We start from the raw sequence: 19,682 nt of genomic DNA, 5'->3' as shown, positions 1-19,682 counted from the left end.
GTAGCAGGTTTACTCAAAGATGAGTGAACCTGTTTTAAATGGAGGGGAGATGATATTAAATCGCGGTTCAGTATTTATAATTTTATATTTTCTAATTTGTTCGGTAAATGCAGGTGAAATTGGAGCTAAATTAACTAGCCAAATTGAATTACTACCTTCTTGTTCTATTAATAATAAAGTAGTTGAAAATAATACAGCAAATTTAAATTTTGGAACTGTTGATTTTGGAGAAGCTACTTCCGCTTTTAATGGAGTATTGGAAACAAGTTTAATTAATAATGGAAACTCTGGTTTACAGATACAATGTGTTGGTATTTCAACTGTAAAACTAATATTTGGAGCTGGAAATAATGATAGTAAAGTTCCTACTGTATTTTCACAAAATTATTATCATGCATTAAGTAATGGGAAAGATTTTGTTGCTTATAATTTGCTCTATGGTTTGAATAAGCAAGTCACTAGGGTAAACGATGCTTTTATTCTTAATGATATGAGTAATAAAAAAAATATCGATATTTTTGGTCAAGTAACCCATGACGGTAGTGGTATATCTAAGGGTGAATACATAGATATAGTGCCAATTACGATTGAGTTTTAAGGAAATGAAATATTTTTATTTTAAAGCAATATTATTGCTATCTGTTAGTCAATTTATATATGCAGCAGACCCTCAATTAAATTCGAGTTTTAAAGTTCAGGCTAAAATTGAAAATGGTTGCTCAATAGATAATATCGAACAAAAAATGGATTTTGGTCAATACTCGGCTTTATCAAAAGATAAAGTAATTGCCAATGTTATAAATAGTAAAGGTTCTTGGAATATCCGTTGTACGGAAAGTTTACCCGTGAGTATTTCTATAGATAGCGGTGAAAATTCACAAAACAATATAAGACGTATGAAAAATGGCTCATCTTCGGATTATTTAACTTACAGACTATATAACTCTAGCAGTTTATCTACTGAATATGTTGTAGGTAATAAATATTTATTGCCTGCAACTACTCCTGAAAACCGTCTGGCAAATTTTGAAATATATGGTGTCGTTGATTTAGAAAATAATAATGAACCACATACGGCCGGAATTTATAAAGATACTGTTTCAATAATGATTACATGGTGATTTGTATGAAAAATTCTGCATTTATTAAAAATGGCATTTTAAAATCTTTTTTATTTGCAAGTACATTATCACTTGTTACACCTGTGATGGCGCAAGCAACTTTTTTGATTTGGCCGATTTATCCGAAAATTGAAGCCAATGAAAAGGCAACGGCGGTTTGGCTGCAAAATACGGGCAAGACCGATGCGATGGTACAAATTCGGGTGTTTAAATGGAATCAAGATGGCTTAAAAGATAACTATAGTGAACAACCAGAAATTATACCAAGCCCACCTGTAGCCAAAATTAAAGCAGGCGAGAAGCACATGCTTCGTCTAACCAAAAGTACCAATTTGCCAGATGGCAAAGAACAATCATATCGCTTGATTGTAGATGAGTTACCAATTCGCCTTTCTGATGGAAACGAGCAAGATGCTTCTAAAGTGAGTTTCCAAATGCGTTACTCAATTCCATTGTTTGCCTATGGAAAAGGGATTGGCAGTGGTTTAACTGAAGAAAGCCAAAAAGCGAATGCAAAAAATCCTTTAGCCAAACCAGTTTTACAGTGGTCAATTCGCAACAATGAACAAGGTCAGCCTGAGTTATATTTGAAAAATAATGGGCAAAAATTTGCTCGTCTTTCTGCACTTAAAACTTCAAAAACTGGCAATGATATTTCTTTAGGGAAAGCTGCTTTTGGCTATGTTTTATCGAATAGCACTATGAAGTTTGCCCTTGATAAATCGATTGCAAATGAGTTGTTAAAAACTTCTAAAATTTATGGTGTTGATAGCTCAGGCATAAAACAAGAGTTGATCGAAATCACCAAAATGGAGGATCCAACATGATCCTTCGGCATAATAATTTATGCAAAAGTATTTTGCTGATTTTGTTGTCGGGTGGGTGCTTAAATATTACTCTTGCTGGCGATTTGCCTCCACCACCAAAAGATATTAACGAAATTAATCAATTGTTTAAGCTGTACCTAGACTTGGTTGTAAACCAATATTCAGTTCAGCAAGTTGTACCTGTTATTGTTAAAAATGATGAGTACTTTATACAAAAAAATAAGCTGATTGATGAGTTAGAAATTCAAATTCCTCAAGAATTACTAGCAAACAACGAGACCACTTTAACCAATCAAGATGTCTTAACTTTGGGGTTAAGTGGCGATGCGAGTGATTGGATATCTTTAGATAAATTGAAAGATGTAAGCTATGAATATCAATCATCAAACCAATATTTTAAGCTTAACTTTCCACCTGCTTGGATGCCGACTCAAGTTTTGGGTAAAGACTCATGGTATAAGCCTGTCGTTGCTCAGTCTGGTATAGGGCTGCTCAACAACTATGATTTTTATACTTATAGACCGCATCAGGGTGGTTCAACCAGTAGTTTATTTACAGAGCAGCGTTTTTTCTCTCCGTTAGGGGTCATTAAAAACTCTGGTGTCTATGTCAAAAACCAATATAAAAACGAAGGTAATGCCGAGTCTTTAGACAATGATGGCTACCGTCGTTATGACACTTCTTGGCAGTTTGATAGTCAAAAGAGCGCTACATCTTTTCTATTGGGTGACATTATTACCGGTAGTAAAACGACTTGGGGAAGTTCTGTTCGTCTGGGTGGTTTTCAGGTACAGAGAAACTATTCAACCCGACCAGATTTAATTACCTATCCCTTGCCGCAGTTTATTGGACAAGCCGCTTTGCCAAGCACAGTCGATTTAATTATTAATGGGCAAAAGACTAGCTCAACTGAAGTCCAGTCTGGCCCATTCATATTAAACAATGTTCCCTTTATTAATGGTAAAGGGGAAGCCGTTGTGGTTACGACCGATGCGGTCGGGCGACAGGTTACGACTGCCGTACCGTTTTATATTTCCAATACTTTGCTAAAGCCCGGACTATTTGACTACTCATTGTCTTTAGGGAAAATTCGTGAAGACTACGGACTGAAAAATTTTTCTTATGGAAAGTTTGCAAGTGCCGCCGATGCCCGATATGGGGTAAATGACTGGTTAACTATAGAAGGGCGTACCGAGCTTTCTTCAGACCTACAGTTATTCGGTGCAGGGTCTGTACTCAAGCTTGCAAACTTAGGGGTACTCAGTGCCTCTTTTACCCAAAGTAAAGCTGATAAGTCTATGTTTGATGATCGGACGAAAGACTTACAGGGTAAGCAATATACCGTTGGATACAGCTATAACCGCAATCGGTTTGGTTTTAGCATTAACCATAACCAGCGCGATGATGAATACACCGACCTTTCACGGCTGCAATATAGCAATTTAATTTCGGTCAATAGTAATGAAAGCTTAACCGCCAATACTTACTTTGCGACCAAAAACTCAGGAACCTTTGGTGTCGGTTATATCGATACTAAGGCAAATGATTTTAAAAACCGTTTCTTGAACTTGTCATGGGCGCCAGTTTTACCGACTTATATGAATGGCGTAACCGTTTCACTCAGTGCAAACCGTGATTTTATTGAAAAAGAATGGAGCGCTGCACTTCAGCTTTCGATCCCACTGTTCCAGCGAAACGCTACTGTAAACTCGGGTTATGCATTTAATAAACAGGGCGATACGGGCTACGTTAACTTCAACCGTTCTGTACCATCCGAAGGCGGTTTCGGTGTCGATTTAACCAGACGTTATAACGAAAATAGTGAAGATTTAAATCAGGCACGAGTTAACTACCGCAACGGTTATATTAATACCGACTTTGGTCTGTCTGGAAATCATGACTACAACTACTGGTTTGGGTTATCTGGTTCCCTCATTTATATGGCAGGCGAAGTATTTGCTTCAAACCGTTTAGGTGATTCTTTTGCATTGGTCGATACCAATCAAGTACCTGATGTTTTGGTCAGATACGAAAACAGTTTAATTGGCCGTAGTAATAAAAAAGGCCATATTTTTGTGCCGTCGGTGACGCCTTATTATTCGGGTAAATACAGCGTCGACCCAATCGATTTACCTTCAAACTTTACCATCACGCAAGTTGAACAACGTATTGCTGCTAAACGCGGTTCGGGCGTTGTGATTAAGTTCCCAGTTCATCAGTCTATTGCTGCCAACGTTTATTTGACTCAAGCAGACGGCAAACCTATGCCTGTCGGTTCAGTGGTGCATAGAGCTGACCAAGAGTCGTCTTATGTGGGAATGGATGGCATTGCCTATTTAGAAAACTTAAAACCAAACAATACCGTGACTGTTCAACGTTCTGATCAGAGTGTGTGTAAGGCAGATTTTTCTGTAGATGTAGAACAAGCCAAGCAACAGATTGTGGTGGTTAAGCCTGTTACGTGTCATGAGGTATCTTTACCATGAATATAAAAACAAAAAAATTACTCAGCCATTTATGTATGTTTTCTGGATTGATGCTGGCTGGAAATTTGGCTCATGCTGCATGTAGCGTAAATGCTTCTGGCTCATCTTCCATTTCGGTTCCATCTATTTATTTAATGGAAAACGGTGAAAACTCTTCACAGTTTAATTCGGGTTTGTCGTGTACGGGTTTTAGTTTGGCTTTAGCGAACATGACTTATTTAAAATATCGGGTTGAGCAAATGTCGAATACGTTTACCAATGCTCAAACCGGAGAAAAACTCAATGCTGTTATTTTAGACAGTAATAATGAAATTATTAGCTTAGGCCAAGAAAAAGACTTGAGTAGCTTTACACTGGTCAATCTTTTTAGTGGGCCAGATGGTAATTTACCTTTCTATATACGTCTTCCGGCTGGGCAAAGCGTCTCACCGGGTGTGTATCAGGCCGATGTACCATTACAAGTAAAATGGTTTTATTCCGTACCCGCGGTTGCGATTGTGGGAATCGGGGTGTTCTTTGAAAGTCCTGGGTTTAAACGGGGAGTATTGGGAATTGGTTTTAACTGGGGAAGTGGAGTGGACTCGCTTGGTTCACTCTCAATTACCGTACTTCCAGACTGTCGAATTTTAACTCAAGACGTAAACTTTGGTACGGCTGCTTTTGCTTCTAAGCTTGAGCCTGTTCAGTCGTCTATGGGAATACGTTGCTCTGTAAATACACCGTATTATGTGAGTTTAAATGATGGACTTTCCCCACAAAATGGCAACCAACGTGCCATGAAGTCACAAACGGGAAATACATTTTTAAAATACGATATTTTTAAAAACTCCTCGAATGACCGATGGGGAAGTGGTAACGAACGTTGGTCGAGTTTAAATGCGACCATTAACCCCGGTGTACATAATGGGGTAACGCAGCAGAGTTATGTGTTCACCACAAAAATTGTCGATGAAAATGCAGACACCACACCAGCGGGAACGTACCAAGACACAGTCACGGTACAAGTCGAGTTTTAAAAGTTGTGTTATGTGAAAGATAAAAGCTCAGTTCATGGGCTTTTTATCTTGGAAAATAGTTTACAATCAAATAATTAATTTAGGATTTAACTTTAAATCAATAAGGACACAGTATGTTAGTTATGTCTGATAAGCAACAGCCTAAACATATGTTGACTAGCATAGACTCATACATTCCTTTTTCTATTGAGTTCTCTGAAAATAGACTAGCTGATATATACTGGCGGTGTGGAAATGGAAAAACTTGTTTATTTGAATTAGGTTTAAGTAACACTGGCGAAGTAATTAATATTACTCTTGTATCAATAAATTATAGTAACATTCTGAAAAATAACAGTAAGTATGAAATTCCATTTCCTATGGAAAATTTCTTACCTAAATTTGATGTCTCAGGTTGGAATACAATATCTGAGGATCATTCAAGCTTATTTAAAGACAATTTTAATTATGAACTACAATTAACTGTAGGTTTAGATTACTTAGCATTAAATTTTTTAAATATTGAAAAATCAAACTATTACTTTAAAAATGATGAATTATATTTTGGTTTTAACTCTAATAAGGAACTATCATCAATACAGTTAACTAATATTGCTGCTGAAGAAATAGAAATCATAAAAAGAAATTTTTAAAGTAAATACAAATTAAAATATCTAATTCACTTAAATTGTGACCAAGTTGGCTAAAACCTCTATTTTTTGTATCAAGTTTATTTTTATATAGATGTGGAATGTTTTTTAACCGAACTGTCATAATGAAAAGTTAAGTTAAGCCCATAACAAGAAAAGATGAAGATTGTTGCGAACAATAAAATCAAAAAGCAATTTTTAAGTAAAGCTGGTCTGTTGTAATTAAGCTAATTCGAAAGAATTGGCTTTTTTATTTTCAACGATATTTTGCTTATAAAAGGTATTCTGATTTTAACTATTCAGTTTGTTTTAGATTACTTTTAGAGATTGTTTAGAATTAATATCTAATTGAATTTTAATACTAATTAATGAGCTAATTTCTATTCAAAACTAGATTGATCTTCCAAACTATACACATTATTCTCTTTTCTTTTTATGGTAGAGCGAAAGAAGGACACTTTAGGGTGTGCTGGGGTCTAACCAGTCTGTCAACCTTCTTTCGTTTTGCCGCCATCATTTAATGGTATCGTTAAATTTAAGTTAAATTAACATTTAGCTTAACTATCTAATTAAATGAAAAACAATAATTATTTAACCAATTTCTAGCCAATATCACATTGACACTCTAAACCTTGCCGATTATCCTTTGCCTGCTGGCCTACATTGCCAGTCGGTCGTCGCAGACCGAACTTCAAGAGCATTAAAAGATTCTTCTTTTAGTGTGTACACCCTCGCGCCCCCTCTATGGTGGAACGGAGGGGGACACCTTCGGGTGTGCTGGGTCTCTTGAAGCCAGTCTGCGAACCCCTTTCGTTCTGCCACCATAATTCTATAAATGTCTGGCAGAACTCCCAATAAAAAGGAGTTGGCTTTGCACATTCTTAATTTCTTGGCTCTCGATGCCAAAAGCTATAACGACACAACTTAAAAATTTAAAGCAGCTTGATAACCTTTAGGGTTTTCAGGCTTTAAGTCATTACGGCTCAAAAAACTTGCATCAACAATAAAACTTGAGATGTGCCAAGCACAGTCTTTACGGCTTTGCTGTGCCTTTTTTTCTCCCAGAAAGGGCACAGTTTTTTATCTCATTTAGAAACAACAAGAATTTATAACGGAATAACTATGCCACATTTAGAAATCTCTTCCAAAAAATTACAGGTTATCCATACCGCCATAGATCTATTCAATATCTATGGGTTCCACAATACGGGTGTGGACCTCATTGTTAAAAAATCCAAAATTCCTAAGGCTACTTTTTATAACTACTTTCACTCTAAAGAACGCTTCATTGAAACGTGTGTGACCTTTCAAAAAAGCCGACTCAAAGAAGAAGTGCTTGCCATTATTTATTCAAATCGTTATCGAACCTCAAGTGATAAACTCAAAGAGATTATTGTTTTACATGTTAATTTTAATAGCCAGTATTACCTTTTACTTAAAGCCTTTTTTGAAACTAAAGCAGTTTATCCACTAGCTTACCGTATGGCGATTGAGTATAGAAAATGGCTGACTCGGGAGATTTTTGAACTCATTTTTAGCCTAGAAACCCATGCATTAAAACCAGATGCCGACATCGTTTTAAACTTAATTGATGGCTTAATGTTCGAGTTTTTAAGTACAAACAGCTTGGAGGATAGAGATGTGGTTTTAGAATATTTTTTTAAGCCAAAGGGTTAAGCTCAATGAATTAAATAATAGAAATATAGAATACCTATAATCATGCTTGTTTTAAGGATAAAGGTAATTGAGTACTCTTTTGGGCTTTACAATACAATGCTCAGAAAAAGTTGGTAAGTTATGATGAATAAAGTAGAACTACTATTAGATTCATCTAACCAAAAACTATTTGGTTGTCAGAACAAAGAGATTTAAAAGCCAAAATAATTATGTATTTTTATATGGATACTAAAAAAGTTAAGCCAAAGACACTTAGTATTCCAAATATGGCCACAAAAGTAGGGAGAGCCTTAGCATATTTTTTTAAAAGAATAGATAGAGTAATCAAACAAGCGAAATAGATGAATGGGGATACAATTATAAATAACCATATCCAAATATAACCGCTTCTTCCTTCAAAAAAGGATATGTTAATTGTCAGAAGTTGGGCAATTAAGCTACCAATGGCCAAGCTGGCTGGTAAACCCAATATGAGATAACAGATAATAAGCCCAATGGGGGTACGTTGCTTGACGGATGAATTTAGTAAGTTCTTATTTGTTTTCATAAAGTATTACTCTTAAAGTTAATGTATTTTTTACCGTCCTTTAAATATATGCATGTTATTGTAATAAATGATGACAGTCTCATTTTAATCTGAAACCATCCATCATGAACGTAAATTTATTTTTTAGAAATATAGCGTTTGATTTACATTTAGCTAGTCTCTAGCTCAATTAATGTATTGATATAGTTCCACGTTTTCTGAGGTCGGATCGGGCCTGTTTCACAGACAGAACTATTGATTATTCCATCCAGAAGTGAGAGAAATAGATGGGTTAGAGCTATAGGGTCCTTTAGTTCTAATTGGTTCACAATCGAACTTGTCGTGTCGAATAACCAATCTCGGTATTCATTTAGTACGACTTGAATGGATGGATATAAGTCTCCTACATCCATGCGTGCTTTATGAAATGGGCATCCTCTGGCACCATTTTGATTCACCCAGTCGATATGCCACATATAGAGTTGTTTTAGTTTCTCTAAAGGAGTTCGTCCTTCCGAGATATGCTCTTCTACAGCAAGCTGAATATCGAGTTTTAATTCCTTTAAGCAAGCGAATACTAGTTCTTCTTTAGATGGGAAATTCTTATAAAAAGTCATTTTGGCTACATGAGATTCCGCAATAATACGGTCTATACCAACACCGATATAACTTTCCTGAATAAAGAGCTGGGTTGCAGTGTTCAGTATAATTTCTCGTTTTGATTGTTTTTTAAATTTTATTTCTGCATTCATAATAGGTTAGTGTAATTTGCTGAAGTATTAAGCTTTTTATTTTAATGTATAGACGGGTTATTAAACTAGTCACTAGAGGTGAGATTGATATAAGAAAATAGACAGAATTGTATGTATTTAATAAAATATGTTCGATTTTGACTCAAATTTATAAAAATGTAAGGATGCGCGTAGGGGCATTTTTATAAAGAACAATAAAATATCCTTCTTTGAAAAAGAAAAAATTAAAATAGCAATACGAAGAGTTTTGCTCGTCAACAAAGTTGCGAAAATAAGTCATTAAATATGGAGTTGCAATTCAGGTGAGCAAAATGAAAAATCAGTGGATAACAGACGAAGATAGAGAATTAAGCGATAGCTAATAAAAAGTGAGGCTGCTCGAGCCTCACTTTTTCTTTATGGCCTGCTGTACGGGCTGGTATTGGAATCAGCTTGAGATCATGTTTTCAAATTCCCACTGACATTCAACCCATAAAAAGCGATGTGTTACCGCAACTTAGGCCTTTGACTTATGGTCTCTATTTCAATTCAACCACAGAATCTGTACATATTATTCAGCAGTTTCAACAATATATTGAACAACATCTATAGTGGTTTTACCGCAAAATTTATATTGACTGAGATCGATTTTAGATTGATTTATATTTTAATTTATCTTAGTAATAAAAGAGTTTTGTGTGACGCAGTAAAAATTATAAATTTCAGAGTATAACTATGCAGCTTAATGAATTAGCAGGTTGTGAGGAGTGCGATACAGTCTATCGTAGGACTCCGCTTGCTTACGGGAAACGAGCTTATTGTGTTTGCTGTGGTGCTGAACTCTATCGACATACAAAGTCTTTTACTTCGTTACTTGCTTTGATTTTAACTGCCATCATTGTATTTATTCTTGCCAATAGCTTTCCCATCGTAAAAATTGAATTACAAGGAAATACTTCCGAAACCACTCTACTTGGCGCCGTATGGGTCATGTTTCACTATGATCGCGCTTTTGTTGGTGTACTCATTTTAATCACTACTTTTATTGTGCCACTTGCCTATCTTTTATTACTTGGATATGTGTTTACATCGGTGGGCGTATTTAAAAAAAGGCCTCAATTTCTAGTGATTGCATTGCGTACACTTTTCTTTATGAGAGTGTGGGGAATGGTTGAGGTCTTCTTAATTGGAATTTTAGTCACACTTGTGAAATTAATAGGAATGGTTTTGGTGATTCCTGAAGTTGCTTTATGGGCTTTCGCGGTTTTAAGCGTATTGTTGGTCTATATTACTTCAATCAAGGTGAGTGATATATGGAACGAAATTGATAGGTCACTGCCATGAAAACAATCAAACATGTGATTCATCAAAAAAGCTCGCCGCACAGTATGGTTCTTAAAAAATATCCAAGAGCCAAAGATCTTTCATTAATTTTATGTCATTGCTGTGGGTTATTAAATTCTTCTCAGGTTGAAAACAAACGACGAGCTAAAAGCCATCAAGTCTTACGCTGTGTTAGATGTAAGAGTGTGCTGCATTCACGTAAGCCAGCAAGTGTAAACCGAACCTTTGCCTTGGTGGTGGCTGCAACTATTCTTTATATTCCAGCCAATGTCCTTCCAATGACGGTGACTGACTCACTTTTAGGTCAGCAAAAAGATACGATCATAAGTGGGGTAATCTACTTTTGGCAAAATGGAGACTATTTAGTTTCTGTTGTTATTTTTATGGCCAGCATTTTCATTCCTATGTTGAAACTGCTGATTTTGTATTTTTTATTAATCGCGGTATATCTACAGAGATCGGCCGGCTGGAAATTTTTACCCGAGCAATGCGTTAAGTTATACCGAATTGTGGAATTTATTGGGCGTTGGTCAATGATTGATGTTTTTGTGGTGGCATTATTAACAGCCCTCATTCAGATTCAATCACTTGCTACTATTTTAGCAGGGCCGGGTTCTATTGCTTTTGGCGCAGTTGTGGTTTTAACGATGTTTGCATCACTGAGCTTCGATCCGCGTATTATTTGGGATAATGCTTACACATCTCAAGATAAAAACGGACCAACATCTTTTTCTTCTGAAAAAACAACAATTATTCAGGCAGCACATCCGCCACTGAATAATGATTCTATTAATCCCAGTCAATAAAAGAACAATGAGTATGTCTGAAAATGAAATAACCACTGGTAACTCAGATCATCACAATGCCGATGTTGAACTGGATAGCATGAATGATTTACCAGAACCCCAAGAAAAGAGAAGCCGATGGAAGCCTCTATTAATCTGGCTCATTCCATTAATAGCGCTTTTAATTGCACTTTCTTTAGCAGTAAAAACGTTGCTGTCTCATGGACCAACAATTGAAGTGTCTTTTAGAACGGCTGAGGGGCTTGTCGCGGGTAAAACGACGGTCCGTTATAAACAGGTCGATATTGGTTTGGTACGCCAGATTGATCTGTCAGATGACCGTTCGCACATTATTGCTAAAATTGATCTTCGCAAAAATGCGAGTAACTTTGCTGCTAAAGATTCGCGGTTTTGGGTGGTTCGACCACGTATTGGGACGAGTGGTATTTCAGGAATAGACACATTATTGTCAGGTTCTTATATTGAAGTGGATGGTGGTAAATCACCCGAAGAAAAGAGTGAATTTACTGGGTTAGAAATACCGCCTGTCATATCTTCGGATGTTCCGGGGAAAGTATTTTTCTTAAAAGCGGAGGATTTAGGGTCTTTAGATATCGGGTCTCCAATTTATTATCGTCGAATTAATGTGGGGCAAATTACTGCCTATAAACTGTCAGATGATGGTAAGAACGTTGAACTGCAAACCTTTATTCGCGCGCCGTATGATAAGTTCGTGACTACAGATGCACGTTTTTGGCAGGCCAGTGGTATAGATGTGACCTTAAATGCTTCAGGCTTTAATTTAAATACTCAATCGCTTGCAAGTATTGTTGCAGGTGGTATTGCTTTTGGTTTCCCTGAAACCTCGCATGCCACTATGGCGGCGAATAATAGTCGCTTTAGTCTTTGGGATTCAAAAGGTGAAGCATTCAAAGAGCCAGATGGTCAACCACGTGGCGTGATTATGTACTTTGACCATTCACTACGTGGATTATCTGTCGGGGCACCAATCGATTTCATGGGTATTGAAATTGGTAATGTTAAATCAATTAATGCGGAGTTTTATAACAACTATAAGCAGATTCGTATGCGTGTTGAGGCTGTTATCTATCCTTCGCGTGTTGAAAATGGTCAAGCGCTTAATCCAAACAGCAACATTTTCAAAGATTTTGTTGAACATGGATGGCGTGCTCAAATGAGAACAGGTAACCTGCTCACGGGTCAAAACTATATTGCCCTCGATAAGTTCCCTAAAGCGAAACCAGCCACATTACAAATTTTGAGCGATGATCGTGTGGTGATTCCAACTACACCAACTGAACTGAGTGGCTTACAAGCACAAGTTTCTCAAATTGCTGACAAGTTAACTAAATTCCCATTAGTTGAGATTGGGCAAGATGTGCGTAAAACGCTCAACAATATGAACACCGCTATCGCTTCTACCGACAAACTGATTAAACAATTAGATGGAAAAGTTGCACCTGGTTTACAAGCAACCTTAGACGATGTTCGTAAAACTGTCAGATCATCTGAGTCTATTTTGTCGAGCGATGCGCCATTACAACAAGATGTACGCAAAGCATTGCAGCAAATGACACGTGCGGCAGCTTCTTTACAGTTAATGTCAGATTATATTGAACAACATCCTGAATCTATTATTCGTGGTAAGCGACCAGAGGCCAACGATGAAAAATAAAAAGAATCACTCCTTACACTCTAAAGCAGCCAAATGGCTGCTTGGAAGTGGCCTGTTTTTAACAGGAGCTGCTATAACAGCCTGTTCGAGTTCACCAACTCCCAATTATTATACGATTAGCCCGAAAGTTACTCCGGCGGTCAACTCAACGATTCGAGTGATTGAAGTTTTACCAGTTGGACTTCCAGACCGTTTAGACCGTGCTCCTTTGGTGCTACAAGACAGCAATGGTAAGTCTACCGTCTTGGATAATGAGCGTTGGACTTCGACCATGAGTACGCAATTACGCGATACTTTATCTGCGGGTTTACAACAAAAATTAGGCGCAATTGACAGTTATAGCAGTGGTCTTGCTGGAAACAATCAACCGTTATATCGAGTTTCTACAGACTTTTCTCATTTTGATATTGTAGATAAAAGCAATATTAACGTTGCTGTGTCTTGGGTGGTGAAACGTCAAATACCACCAACTCAATTAGAGTCAAATAATGCGAAAGTCATCACGAATGCAGGATCTCAGCTCAATTGTCGAATTGCTTTTAAGCAGCCACTCGATCAAAAAGCTAAAAAACTCGAAGCCATTGTGAGTGCGTCAAGTGAGGCAATGACCCAAATTATTAATACGGTTTCTGCTTCAATTGTGGCGTTAGATTCGAATAAGAAAACGATAGGTAATGGGGTAACGTGTTCATAACTATACTTTCTTACGATTTTTAGAATTACTTCAATTTATAGCTCCTTATCTTTAAGGGGCTTTTTTTGTATTTAAATGGGATTTTTTTGCTATAAACAGAGCAATTTTATTCTAGCTAGGCTTCTTTAAAAAAAGATATAGATAAGTTTTGCATAAATAGAAGGACTGAAAAAATGAAAACAATTGGTTTATTAGGTGGAATGAGTTGGGAATCTACGGTTCTGTATTATCAGCAAATAAACAAAATGATTCATAGTAAATTAGGAAAATTGCATTCAGCTAAAGTCATTATTAATAGCGTCGATTTTGAAGAAATTGCAGCGCTGCAATCTAAAGGGTTATGGCAAGAGGCAGGAGCGTATTTAGCCGAGCAAGCGCTAAATTTAGAAAAAGCAGGGGGCAGATTGTATTTTGGTCTGTACCAATACTATGCATAAAATTGCGCCTCAAATTGAAGAAGCTATTACCGTTCCATTCATACACATTGCCGATGCGACAGCAAAAGAAATTTTGAGTCAAAACATTGGTAAAGTCGCACTTTTAGGAACGGCCTTTACGATGGAACAGGATTTTTATAAAGATCGTTTGGCAGAGTCAGGAATAGAAGTAATGATTCCTAGTGAGGAAAATAGAAAAATTGTTCACAAGGTAATTTATGAGGAGTTATGTTTAGGCATCATCAATCCAGATTCAAGACAAAAATATATGGCAATTGTTGATGAGCTTATAGCAGAAGGCGCCCAAGGAATTATTTTAGGCTGTACTGAAATTTGTATGTTGATTGGTGAGCTTAAATTTTCGGTTCCTTTATTTGATACGACGGCCATTCATGCAAAAGAAGCGGTCAGTTTTAGCTTAAATGAAAATAAAAACGCTCATAGCCTCCTCAACCTACGGATGTCTGCTGCGAACATTATTTAGCAATATTTTAAATATTGTCCTTGTCATTAATCGTTAAGCCTGTGTCGTCAAATGTAAAGTGGTGCATATCCTAACTATTGTAATTTTGGTTATTGCTTTTAAAGGCAGTTAATAAAAAACCAAAAGATGGAATAGGACATGACGTTGAATAAAGCTATACGTTTCTATGGAACAGGAACGCCCGAAGTTATGCGCTATGAAGAAGTGGAAGTAGGCGAACCAAAAAAAGGAGAGGTTTGTCTACGCCATGTAGCGGTTGGTTTAAATTATGCCGATACATATTTTCGTAATGGAACTTATAAAATTCCAATGCCTAATGGCATGGGTGTCGAAGCTTCAGGTGTAGTAGAGGCCGTCGGTGAAGGCGTTTCCCAATTTGCTGTAGGTGATCGAGTTACTTATACAGGTTTTTTAAATACTTTAGGTGCATATAGCACTAAACGCCTCATTTCAGCCGATACTTTAATTAAGTTACCCGAAGAAATTTCTTGTGAAACCGCAGCCGCTATGACAATGAGAGGGCTGACCGCCGCTTATTTAATGCGACGTATTTATGACTTTAAAGCTGGTGACTCAATTTTATTACATGCAGCCGCTGGTGGTGTTGGGCTGATTGTTTCTCAGTGGGCTAAATTACTTGGTTTAACTGTTATTGGTACAACATCTTCAGAAGAAAAAGCGGCCGTAGCACGAGCGCATGGTTGCGATCATGTCATTAACTATAGCCATGAAAATGTTGCTGAGCGTGTACGCGAGTTAACAGGTGGCGTGGGTGTAAATGTCGTTTTCGATAGCGTTGGCCAAGCTACTTTTATGAGTTCATTAGACTCACTCAAACGCCGTGGTTTGCTGGTGTGCGTGGGCACTGCATCTGGACCAATTCCTGCTTTTGATCCAGTATTACTTGCCGTGAAAGGTTCACTGTTTATGACACGTCCAGCGTTGGCCGATTACATTGCAGATCCTGCCGAGAAAAAAGAACTGGCAAATGAACTATTTGATCATGTTCGACATGGACGAATCAAAATCGAAATTAATCAGCGTTATGAGCTAAAGGATGCCGTGCAAGCTCATCGTGACTTAGAAGCACGTAAAACGACAGGTTCATCAATCTTTGTAATTTGAAGGGATTTCTTATGCAAATTGAACAGTTAACTTGCAATATTGGGGCGGAGTTAAGCGGTGTAAAACTCGCTGATGCAATTCATGATAATGATTTATTTTCTGAAATTCGTACCCAATTGCTTAAACATCGTGTTTTATTCTTACGAGACCAGCATTTAACACGTCAAGATCATGTGGCATTTGCAGAAAAATTTGGACAGCTAGAAGATCACCCTGCTGTAGGAAGTCATCCTGATCATCCGGGTTTAGTGCAAATTTATAAAAACCCGGAAAGCCCAGTCGATCGTTATGAAAATGCTTGGCACAGTGATGCGAGTTGGCGCAAGGTCCCACCAATGGGATGTGTACTGCATTGTGTCGAATGCCCACCTGTAGGCGGCGATACAATGTGGACGAATATGGTTATGGCCTATGCGTCTTTACCTGATGATATTAAAGACAAGATTGCAGACTTACGTGCTTACCATAGTATCGAGGCCAGTTTTGGTGCTGCAATGCCGCTTGAAAAACGCTTGGACTTAAAAGCAAAGTTTCCCGACGCTGAGCACCCTGTAGTACGTACTCATCCTGAAACGGGCGAGAAAATTTTGTATGTCAACGCTTTTACTACACATTTCAGTAACTATCACACCAAAGAACGTGTTCGGTTTGGACAAGATGCCAATCCGGGTGCAGCTGAGCTATTACGTTATTTAGTTTCTCAAGCATATATTCCAGAGTTTCAAGTGCGTTGGCGTTGGAGGCCTAACAGTATTGCAATTTGGGATAACCGCAGTACACAACACTATGCCGTTATGGACTATCCGCCTTGTCACCGAAAAATGGAGCGGGCAGGCATTATTGGTAACGCAACCTATTAAGCGTGTAGGTTAAATAATTTTATCTAATTGAAAATTCTAAAAATATATAAGGAGATGAACATGCAATTCTTTGACGACTCATTGCACCCAGAAAATATGGAAAAAGTGGTCATTACCGTTGCACCGTATGGACCGGAATGGATGCCAGAAGATTTTCCCGAAGATATTCCTGTAACAATGGAAGAGCAAATACAAAAAGCGGTCGATTGTTATGAGGCTGGCGCTACCGTGCTGCACTTGCATGTACGCGAACTCGATGGAAAAGGCTCTAAAAGACTCTCAAAGTTTAATGAACTCATTGCTGGCGTACGTGAAGCTGTGCCAGACATGATTATTCAGGTGGGTGGCTCGATTTCATTTGCACCAGAAAGTGAAGGTGAGGCAGCACTATGGTTAAGTGACGACACTCGACATATGTTAGCTGAACTTACACCAAAACCTGATCAAGTCACGGTGGCTATTAACACCACACAAATGAATATTATGGAATTGCTCTATCCTGAATATTTAGAAGGGACGTCATTGGCACATCCAGCGATTCAGGCAGCCTATGCAGAGATGACTGTGCCAGCAGGCCCTGCATGGCTGACTGAACATATTAAGCGCTTATGTAAAAACAATATTCAACCGCACTTTCAATTAACCGGCATGCATGGACTTGAAACTCTGGAGCGTATGGTACGTAAAGGGTTGTATATGGGGCCGCTCAATTTAACTTGGATTGGAATTGGTGGTGGTTTTGATGGTCCAAACCCATTTAATTTCTTTAATTTTATTCATCGCGTACCTGATGGATGTACTTTGACTTCTGAATCACTGCTCAAAAACGTATTGCCTTTTAACACCATGTCGATGGCAATGGGTTTACATGCTCGTGTTGGGAATGAAGACACGATTATTGATCATCACGGACGCCGTTTTTCATCTGTAGAACAGGTTAAGCAAACGGTTCGGATTGCACATGAATTAGGCCGTGAAATTGCATCAGGTAAGGAAGCCCGTGAAATTTATCGTATTGGAGTGCAATACAACAGTGTTGAAGAAACGCTAATCGCAAATGGTATGTCACCTAACCGCCAAGCAGGGCAAAAAGGTGTTCCTCAACGTAATTAACATGATGAGGTCTAATGGAATTTAGACCTCATTTGTAGTGCACAGTACTCGCGTTAATTCTTAAAACGCGATGCTGCACTGGCTAAATAGAAATTATAAAAAATACAAGGAGGTCGTATGAATGCACATCAGTATTCAGATCCGGTGAGTAGTGTTGATACATCAATCGGTATTCCTCGTCGTTATGCGTGGCTCGTTTTTGCTTTGACTTTTGGCTTGCTCATTTCAGATTACATGTCACGACAAGTATTAAATGCAGTTTTTCCCTTACTTAAAAGTGAGTGGTTACTGAGCGATAGCCAGTTAGGTTTACTCAGTGGCATTGTTGCTTTAATGGTGGGTTTATTAACGCTACCGCTATCTTTAGTGGCAGACCGTTTTGGACGAGTTAAAAGCTTGGCCATCATGGCGACACTATGGAGTCTAGCGACTTTAGGGTGTGCACTTGCAGAAAATTATGAGCAAATGTTTATTGCCCGTTTTATGGTTGGTGTGGGTGAAGCTGCCTATGGCAGTGTTGGGATAGCCGTTGTTGTTGCTGTCTTTCCTAGAGAAATGCGCGCAACGCTAGCAAGTGCTTTTATGGCTGGCGGTGTATTTGGTTCATTTTTAGGGATGGCTTTAGGCGGTGTTATGGCACAACACTTTGGCTGGCGTTGGGCTTTTGGGGGTATTGCTTTATTTGGATTAATTTTAGCTTTTATATATCCGGTTTTGGTCAAAGAAAAAAGAATAGTTTCATCTCAGCCAAAACAAAGAAAGCAAAGCAACGTATTAAAAAATCAGAACCCTTTAAGAAGCTTGTATTCAAGTCGTTCAGTTATTGCAACTTACATTGGCAGCGGACTGCAATTGTTTGTTGGCGGTACAGTTATTGTCTGGATGCCGAGTTATCTCAATCGCTATTACGGCATGAGTACCGATAGAGCAGGAGTGATGGCTGCTCTCATTGTACTTTGCAGTGCGGTGGGTACTATTTTATGCGGCATGTTGTGTGATTATTTAGGTCGTAATCGTCCTGCTCGTAAGGTCAGTTTAGCAATTACATACTGCTTGGTGGGTTGCCTAATCCTATCCATAGCATTTGCTTTGTCAGCTGGGCGTAGTCAGCTCATTTTAATTTGCCTTGGTATGTTTATCGCTTTAGGAACCAATGGGCCATCAAGTGCCATGGTGGCTAATCTCACCCATAACTCAGTTCATGGTTCAGCTTTTGCAACGCTCACTTTGGCTAACAATTTTCTTGGTTTAGCACTTGGTCCTCTGGTCGTTGGCAAAATATCTGATGTGATTGGTTTACAAAATGCATTTCAACTTATGCCATTGGTCAGTATTGCCGCCGCTGCCGTATTCTTTTATGCCAAGCGCCACTATCACAAAGATATGGCTCGTTTTAGCGCTCAAGAAATGAATCAATCTATCGCCCAGTCGGGTAAACAAATAAAACAATGCGGGATGAATAACAAATGATGATTCGGCAATTACATATTGATGTATTTTTTGACTTTATTTGTCCTTGGTGTTTGATCGGAAAACGTCAGTTGCTGATCGCTATCAATAGATTTTATCAGCTTAACCCTCGAGTGAAAGTTGTAGTGCGTTGGCGTGGTGTTCAGCTTATCCCTGACTTGCCGATTGAAGGTGTACCTTTTCAAGCTTTTTATTTGAAAAGGTTAGGGAGCTTGACCACGGTTCACATGAGACAAGAGCAAGTCAATAAAGCCGCCAATCAGGTAGGACTCAAAATTGATTTTGAACGAATTAAGCGTATGCCAAATACAGCGAAAGCCCATCGACTATTCGAAAAAGCACTCAATATAGGCAGTCCTGAACAGTGCAATATGCTTCTAGAACAACTATTTTCTGCATATTTTTATGATGGGTTAGACATTGGAAACACAATCACTTTATCCAGAATAGCAAAACAGTGTGGTTTTTCATCTGAGCTTATAAAAAGTGCGCTTATTCAAGATCATGAAGATTTTATATCTGCAAGTACGGGAGGCAATGGCGTGCCTTACTTTATTTTTGATAGCGGTTCCGCGTTAGTCGGAGCACAGTCAGCAGATGCACTTTATCAGGTAATGCGTGAGGCATTGGTTGTACAAGGAGAGTTGATATGATCAATCGA

The 19,682-nt window shown here is 38.1% G+C and carries 18 protein-coding genes and 1 pseudogene; 17 read left to right on the top strand and 2 right to left on the bottom strand.

Annotated features, from left to right (window positions below):
• Positions 1-49 precede the first annotated feature (49 nt).
• The 6 genes from I5515_RS01735 to I5515_RS01710 all read left to right on the top strand — a co-directional run bounded on the left by I5515_RS01735 (position 50) and on the right by I5515_RS01710 (position 6,082).
• Positions 50-598 (top strand): spore coat protein U domain-containing protein, encoded by a 549-nt coding sequence (locus I5515_RS01735; protein WP_199964852.1) that lies wholly within the window; start codon positions 50-52, stop codon positions 596-598.
• Between the two features lie 4 nt (positions 599-602).
• The gene (locus I5515_RS01730) at positions 603-1,121 is read left to right on the top strand and encodes a spore coat U domain-containing protein (protein ID WP_199964465.1); all 519 of its coding nucleotides are present in this window, start codon (positions 603-605) and stop codon (positions 1,119-1,121) included.
• Entirely contained in the window at positions 1,115-1,948 is an 834-nt protein-coding gene (csuC, locus tag I5515_RS01725) for a Csu fimbrial biogenesis chaperone CsuC (RefSeq protein WP_199964464.1), read from the top strand. Before I5515_RS01730 ends, csuC begins: the two co-directional genes overlap by 7 nt.
• On the top strand, positions 1,945-4,434 hold the full coding sequence (gene csuD / locus I5515_RS01720; RefSeq protein ID WP_199964463.1) for a Csu fimbrial usher CsuD: 2,490 nt from the start codon (positions 1,945-1,947) through the stop codon (positions 4,432-4,434). Before csuC ends, csuD begins: the two co-directional genes overlap by 4 nt.
• The gene (gene csuE, locus I5515_RS01715) at positions 4,431-5,450 is read left to right on the top strand and encodes a Csu fimbrial tip adhesin CsuE (RefSeq protein WP_199964462.1); all 1,020 of its coding nucleotides are present in this window, start codon (positions 4,431-4,433) and stop codon (positions 5,448-5,450) included. Before csuD ends, csuE begins: the two co-directional genes overlap by 4 nt.
• A gap of 113 nt (positions 5,451-5,563) precedes the next feature.
• On the top strand, positions 5,564-6,082 hold the full coding sequence (locus tag I5515_RS01710; RefSeq protein ID WP_199964461.1) for an acetyltransferase: 519 nt from the start codon (positions 5,564-5,566) through the stop codon (positions 6,080-6,082).
• A gap of 921 nt (positions 6,083-7,003) precedes the next feature.
• Here I5515_RS01710 and I5515_RS01705 read toward each other — a convergent pair.
• On the bottom strand, positions 7,004-7,153 hold the full coding sequence (locus tag I5515_RS01705; protein ID WP_199964863.1) for a hypothetical protein: 150 nt from the start codon (positions 7,151-7,153) through the stop codon (positions 7,004-7,006).
• A 48-nt stretch (positions 7,154-7,201) separates the two neighbouring features.
• On the opposite strand from I5515_RS01705, the gene I5515_RS01700 reads away from it, so the two are divergent.
• On the top strand, positions 7,202-7,756 hold the full coding sequence (locus I5515_RS01700; protein WP_199964460.1) for a TetR/AcrR family transcriptional regulator: 555 nt from the start codon (positions 7,202-7,204) through the stop codon (positions 7,754-7,756).
• Positions 7,757-8,452: 696 nt separating this feature from the next.
• On the opposite strand, the gene I5515_RS01695 is transcribed toward I5515_RS01700, so the two are convergent.
• Positions 8,453-9,034, bottom strand: a complete 582-nt coding sequence (locus I5515_RS01695) for a TetR/AcrR family transcriptional regulator (protein ID WP_199964459.1) — start codon at positions 9,032-9,034, stop codon at positions 8,453-8,455.
• A gap of 714 nt (positions 9,035-9,748) precedes the next feature.
• On the opposite strand from I5515_RS01695, the gene I5515_RS01690 reads away from it, so the two are divergent.
• From I5515_RS01690 to I5515_RS01645, 10 genes and pseudogenes are all read left to right on the top strand, one after another.
• Complete coding sequence (locus tag I5515_RS01690) at positions 9,749-10,357, top strand: paraquat-inducible protein A (RefSeq protein ID WP_199964458.1); 609 nt, start codon at positions 9,749-9,751, stop codon at positions 10,355-10,357.
• A complete protein-coding gene (locus I5515_RS01685) occupies positions 10,354-11,163 on the top strand; it encodes a paraquat-inducible protein A (RefSeq protein ID WP_199964457.1) in 810 nt (269 codons plus the stop codon). The genes I5515_RS01690 and I5515_RS01685 overlap by 4 nt, the downstream gene beginning before the upstream one ends.
• Positions 11,164-11,170: 7 nt before the next feature.
• Positions 11,171-12,838 (top strand): intermembrane transport protein PqiB, encoded by a 1,668-nt coding sequence (locus I5515_RS01680; RefSeq protein WP_199964456.1) that lies wholly within the window; start codon positions 11,171-11,173, stop codon positions 12,836-12,838.
• On the top strand, positions 12,828-13,532 hold the full coding sequence (locus tag I5515_RS01675) for a membrane integrity-associated transporter subunit PqiC (RefSeq protein ID WP_199964455.1): 705 nt from the start codon (positions 12,828-12,830) through the stop codon (positions 13,530-13,532). Before I5515_RS01680 ends, I5515_RS01675 begins: the two co-directional genes overlap by 11 nt.
• Positions 13,533-13,705: 173 nt before the next feature.
• Positions 13,706-14,453: pseudogene (locus I5515_RS01670) on the top strand (aspartate/glutamate racemase family protein).
• Between the two features lie 138 nt (positions 14,454-14,591).
• Positions 14,592-15,578: a quinone oxidoreductase family protein gene (locus tag I5515_RS01665; RefSeq protein WP_199964454.1), complete on the top strand. Its 987-nt coding sequence runs from the start codon at positions 14,592-14,594 to the stop codon at positions 15,576-15,578.
• An 11-nt stretch (positions 15,579-15,589) separates the two neighbouring features.
• Positions 15,590-16,438, top strand: a complete 849-nt coding sequence (locus tag I5515_RS01660; protein ID WP_199964453.1) for a TauD/TfdA dioxygenase family protein — start codon at positions 15,590-15,592, stop codon at positions 16,436-16,438.
• 60 nt (positions 16,439-16,498) lie between these two features.
• Positions 16,499-17,551 (top strand): 3-keto-5-aminohexanoate cleavage protein, encoded by a 1,053-nt coding sequence (locus I5515_RS01655; RefSeq protein ID WP_199964452.1) that lies wholly within the window; start codon positions 16,499-16,501, stop codon positions 17,549-17,551.
• A 117-nt stretch (positions 17,552-17,668) separates the two neighbouring features.
• Positions 17,669-19,021 (top strand): MFS transporter, encoded by a 1,353-nt coding sequence (locus I5515_RS01650; RefSeq protein WP_199964451.1) that lies wholly within the window; start codon positions 17,669-17,671, stop codon positions 19,019-19,021.
• Positions 19,018-19,674 carry a DsbA family oxidoreductase gene (locus tag I5515_RS01645; protein WP_199964450.1) on the top strand — a complete coding sequence of 219 codons (657 nt, stop codon included), beginning with the start codon at positions 19,018-19,020 and terminating at the stop codon, positions 19,672-19,674. Before I5515_RS01650 ends, I5515_RS01645 begins: the two co-directional genes overlap by 4 nt.
• The last annotated feature ends 8 nt before the right edge of the window (positions 19,675-19,682 follow it).

It is taken from the genome of Acinetobacter calcoaceticus, assembly GCF_016508255.1.
GTDB lineage: Bacteria > Pseudomonadota > Gammaproteobacteria > Pseudomonadales > Moraxellaceae > Acinetobacter > Acinetobacter calcoaceticus_E.
The sequence above is the reverse complement of the archived record's forward strand: the minus strand, read 5'-3'. Positions and strand labels throughout refer to the sequence as shown.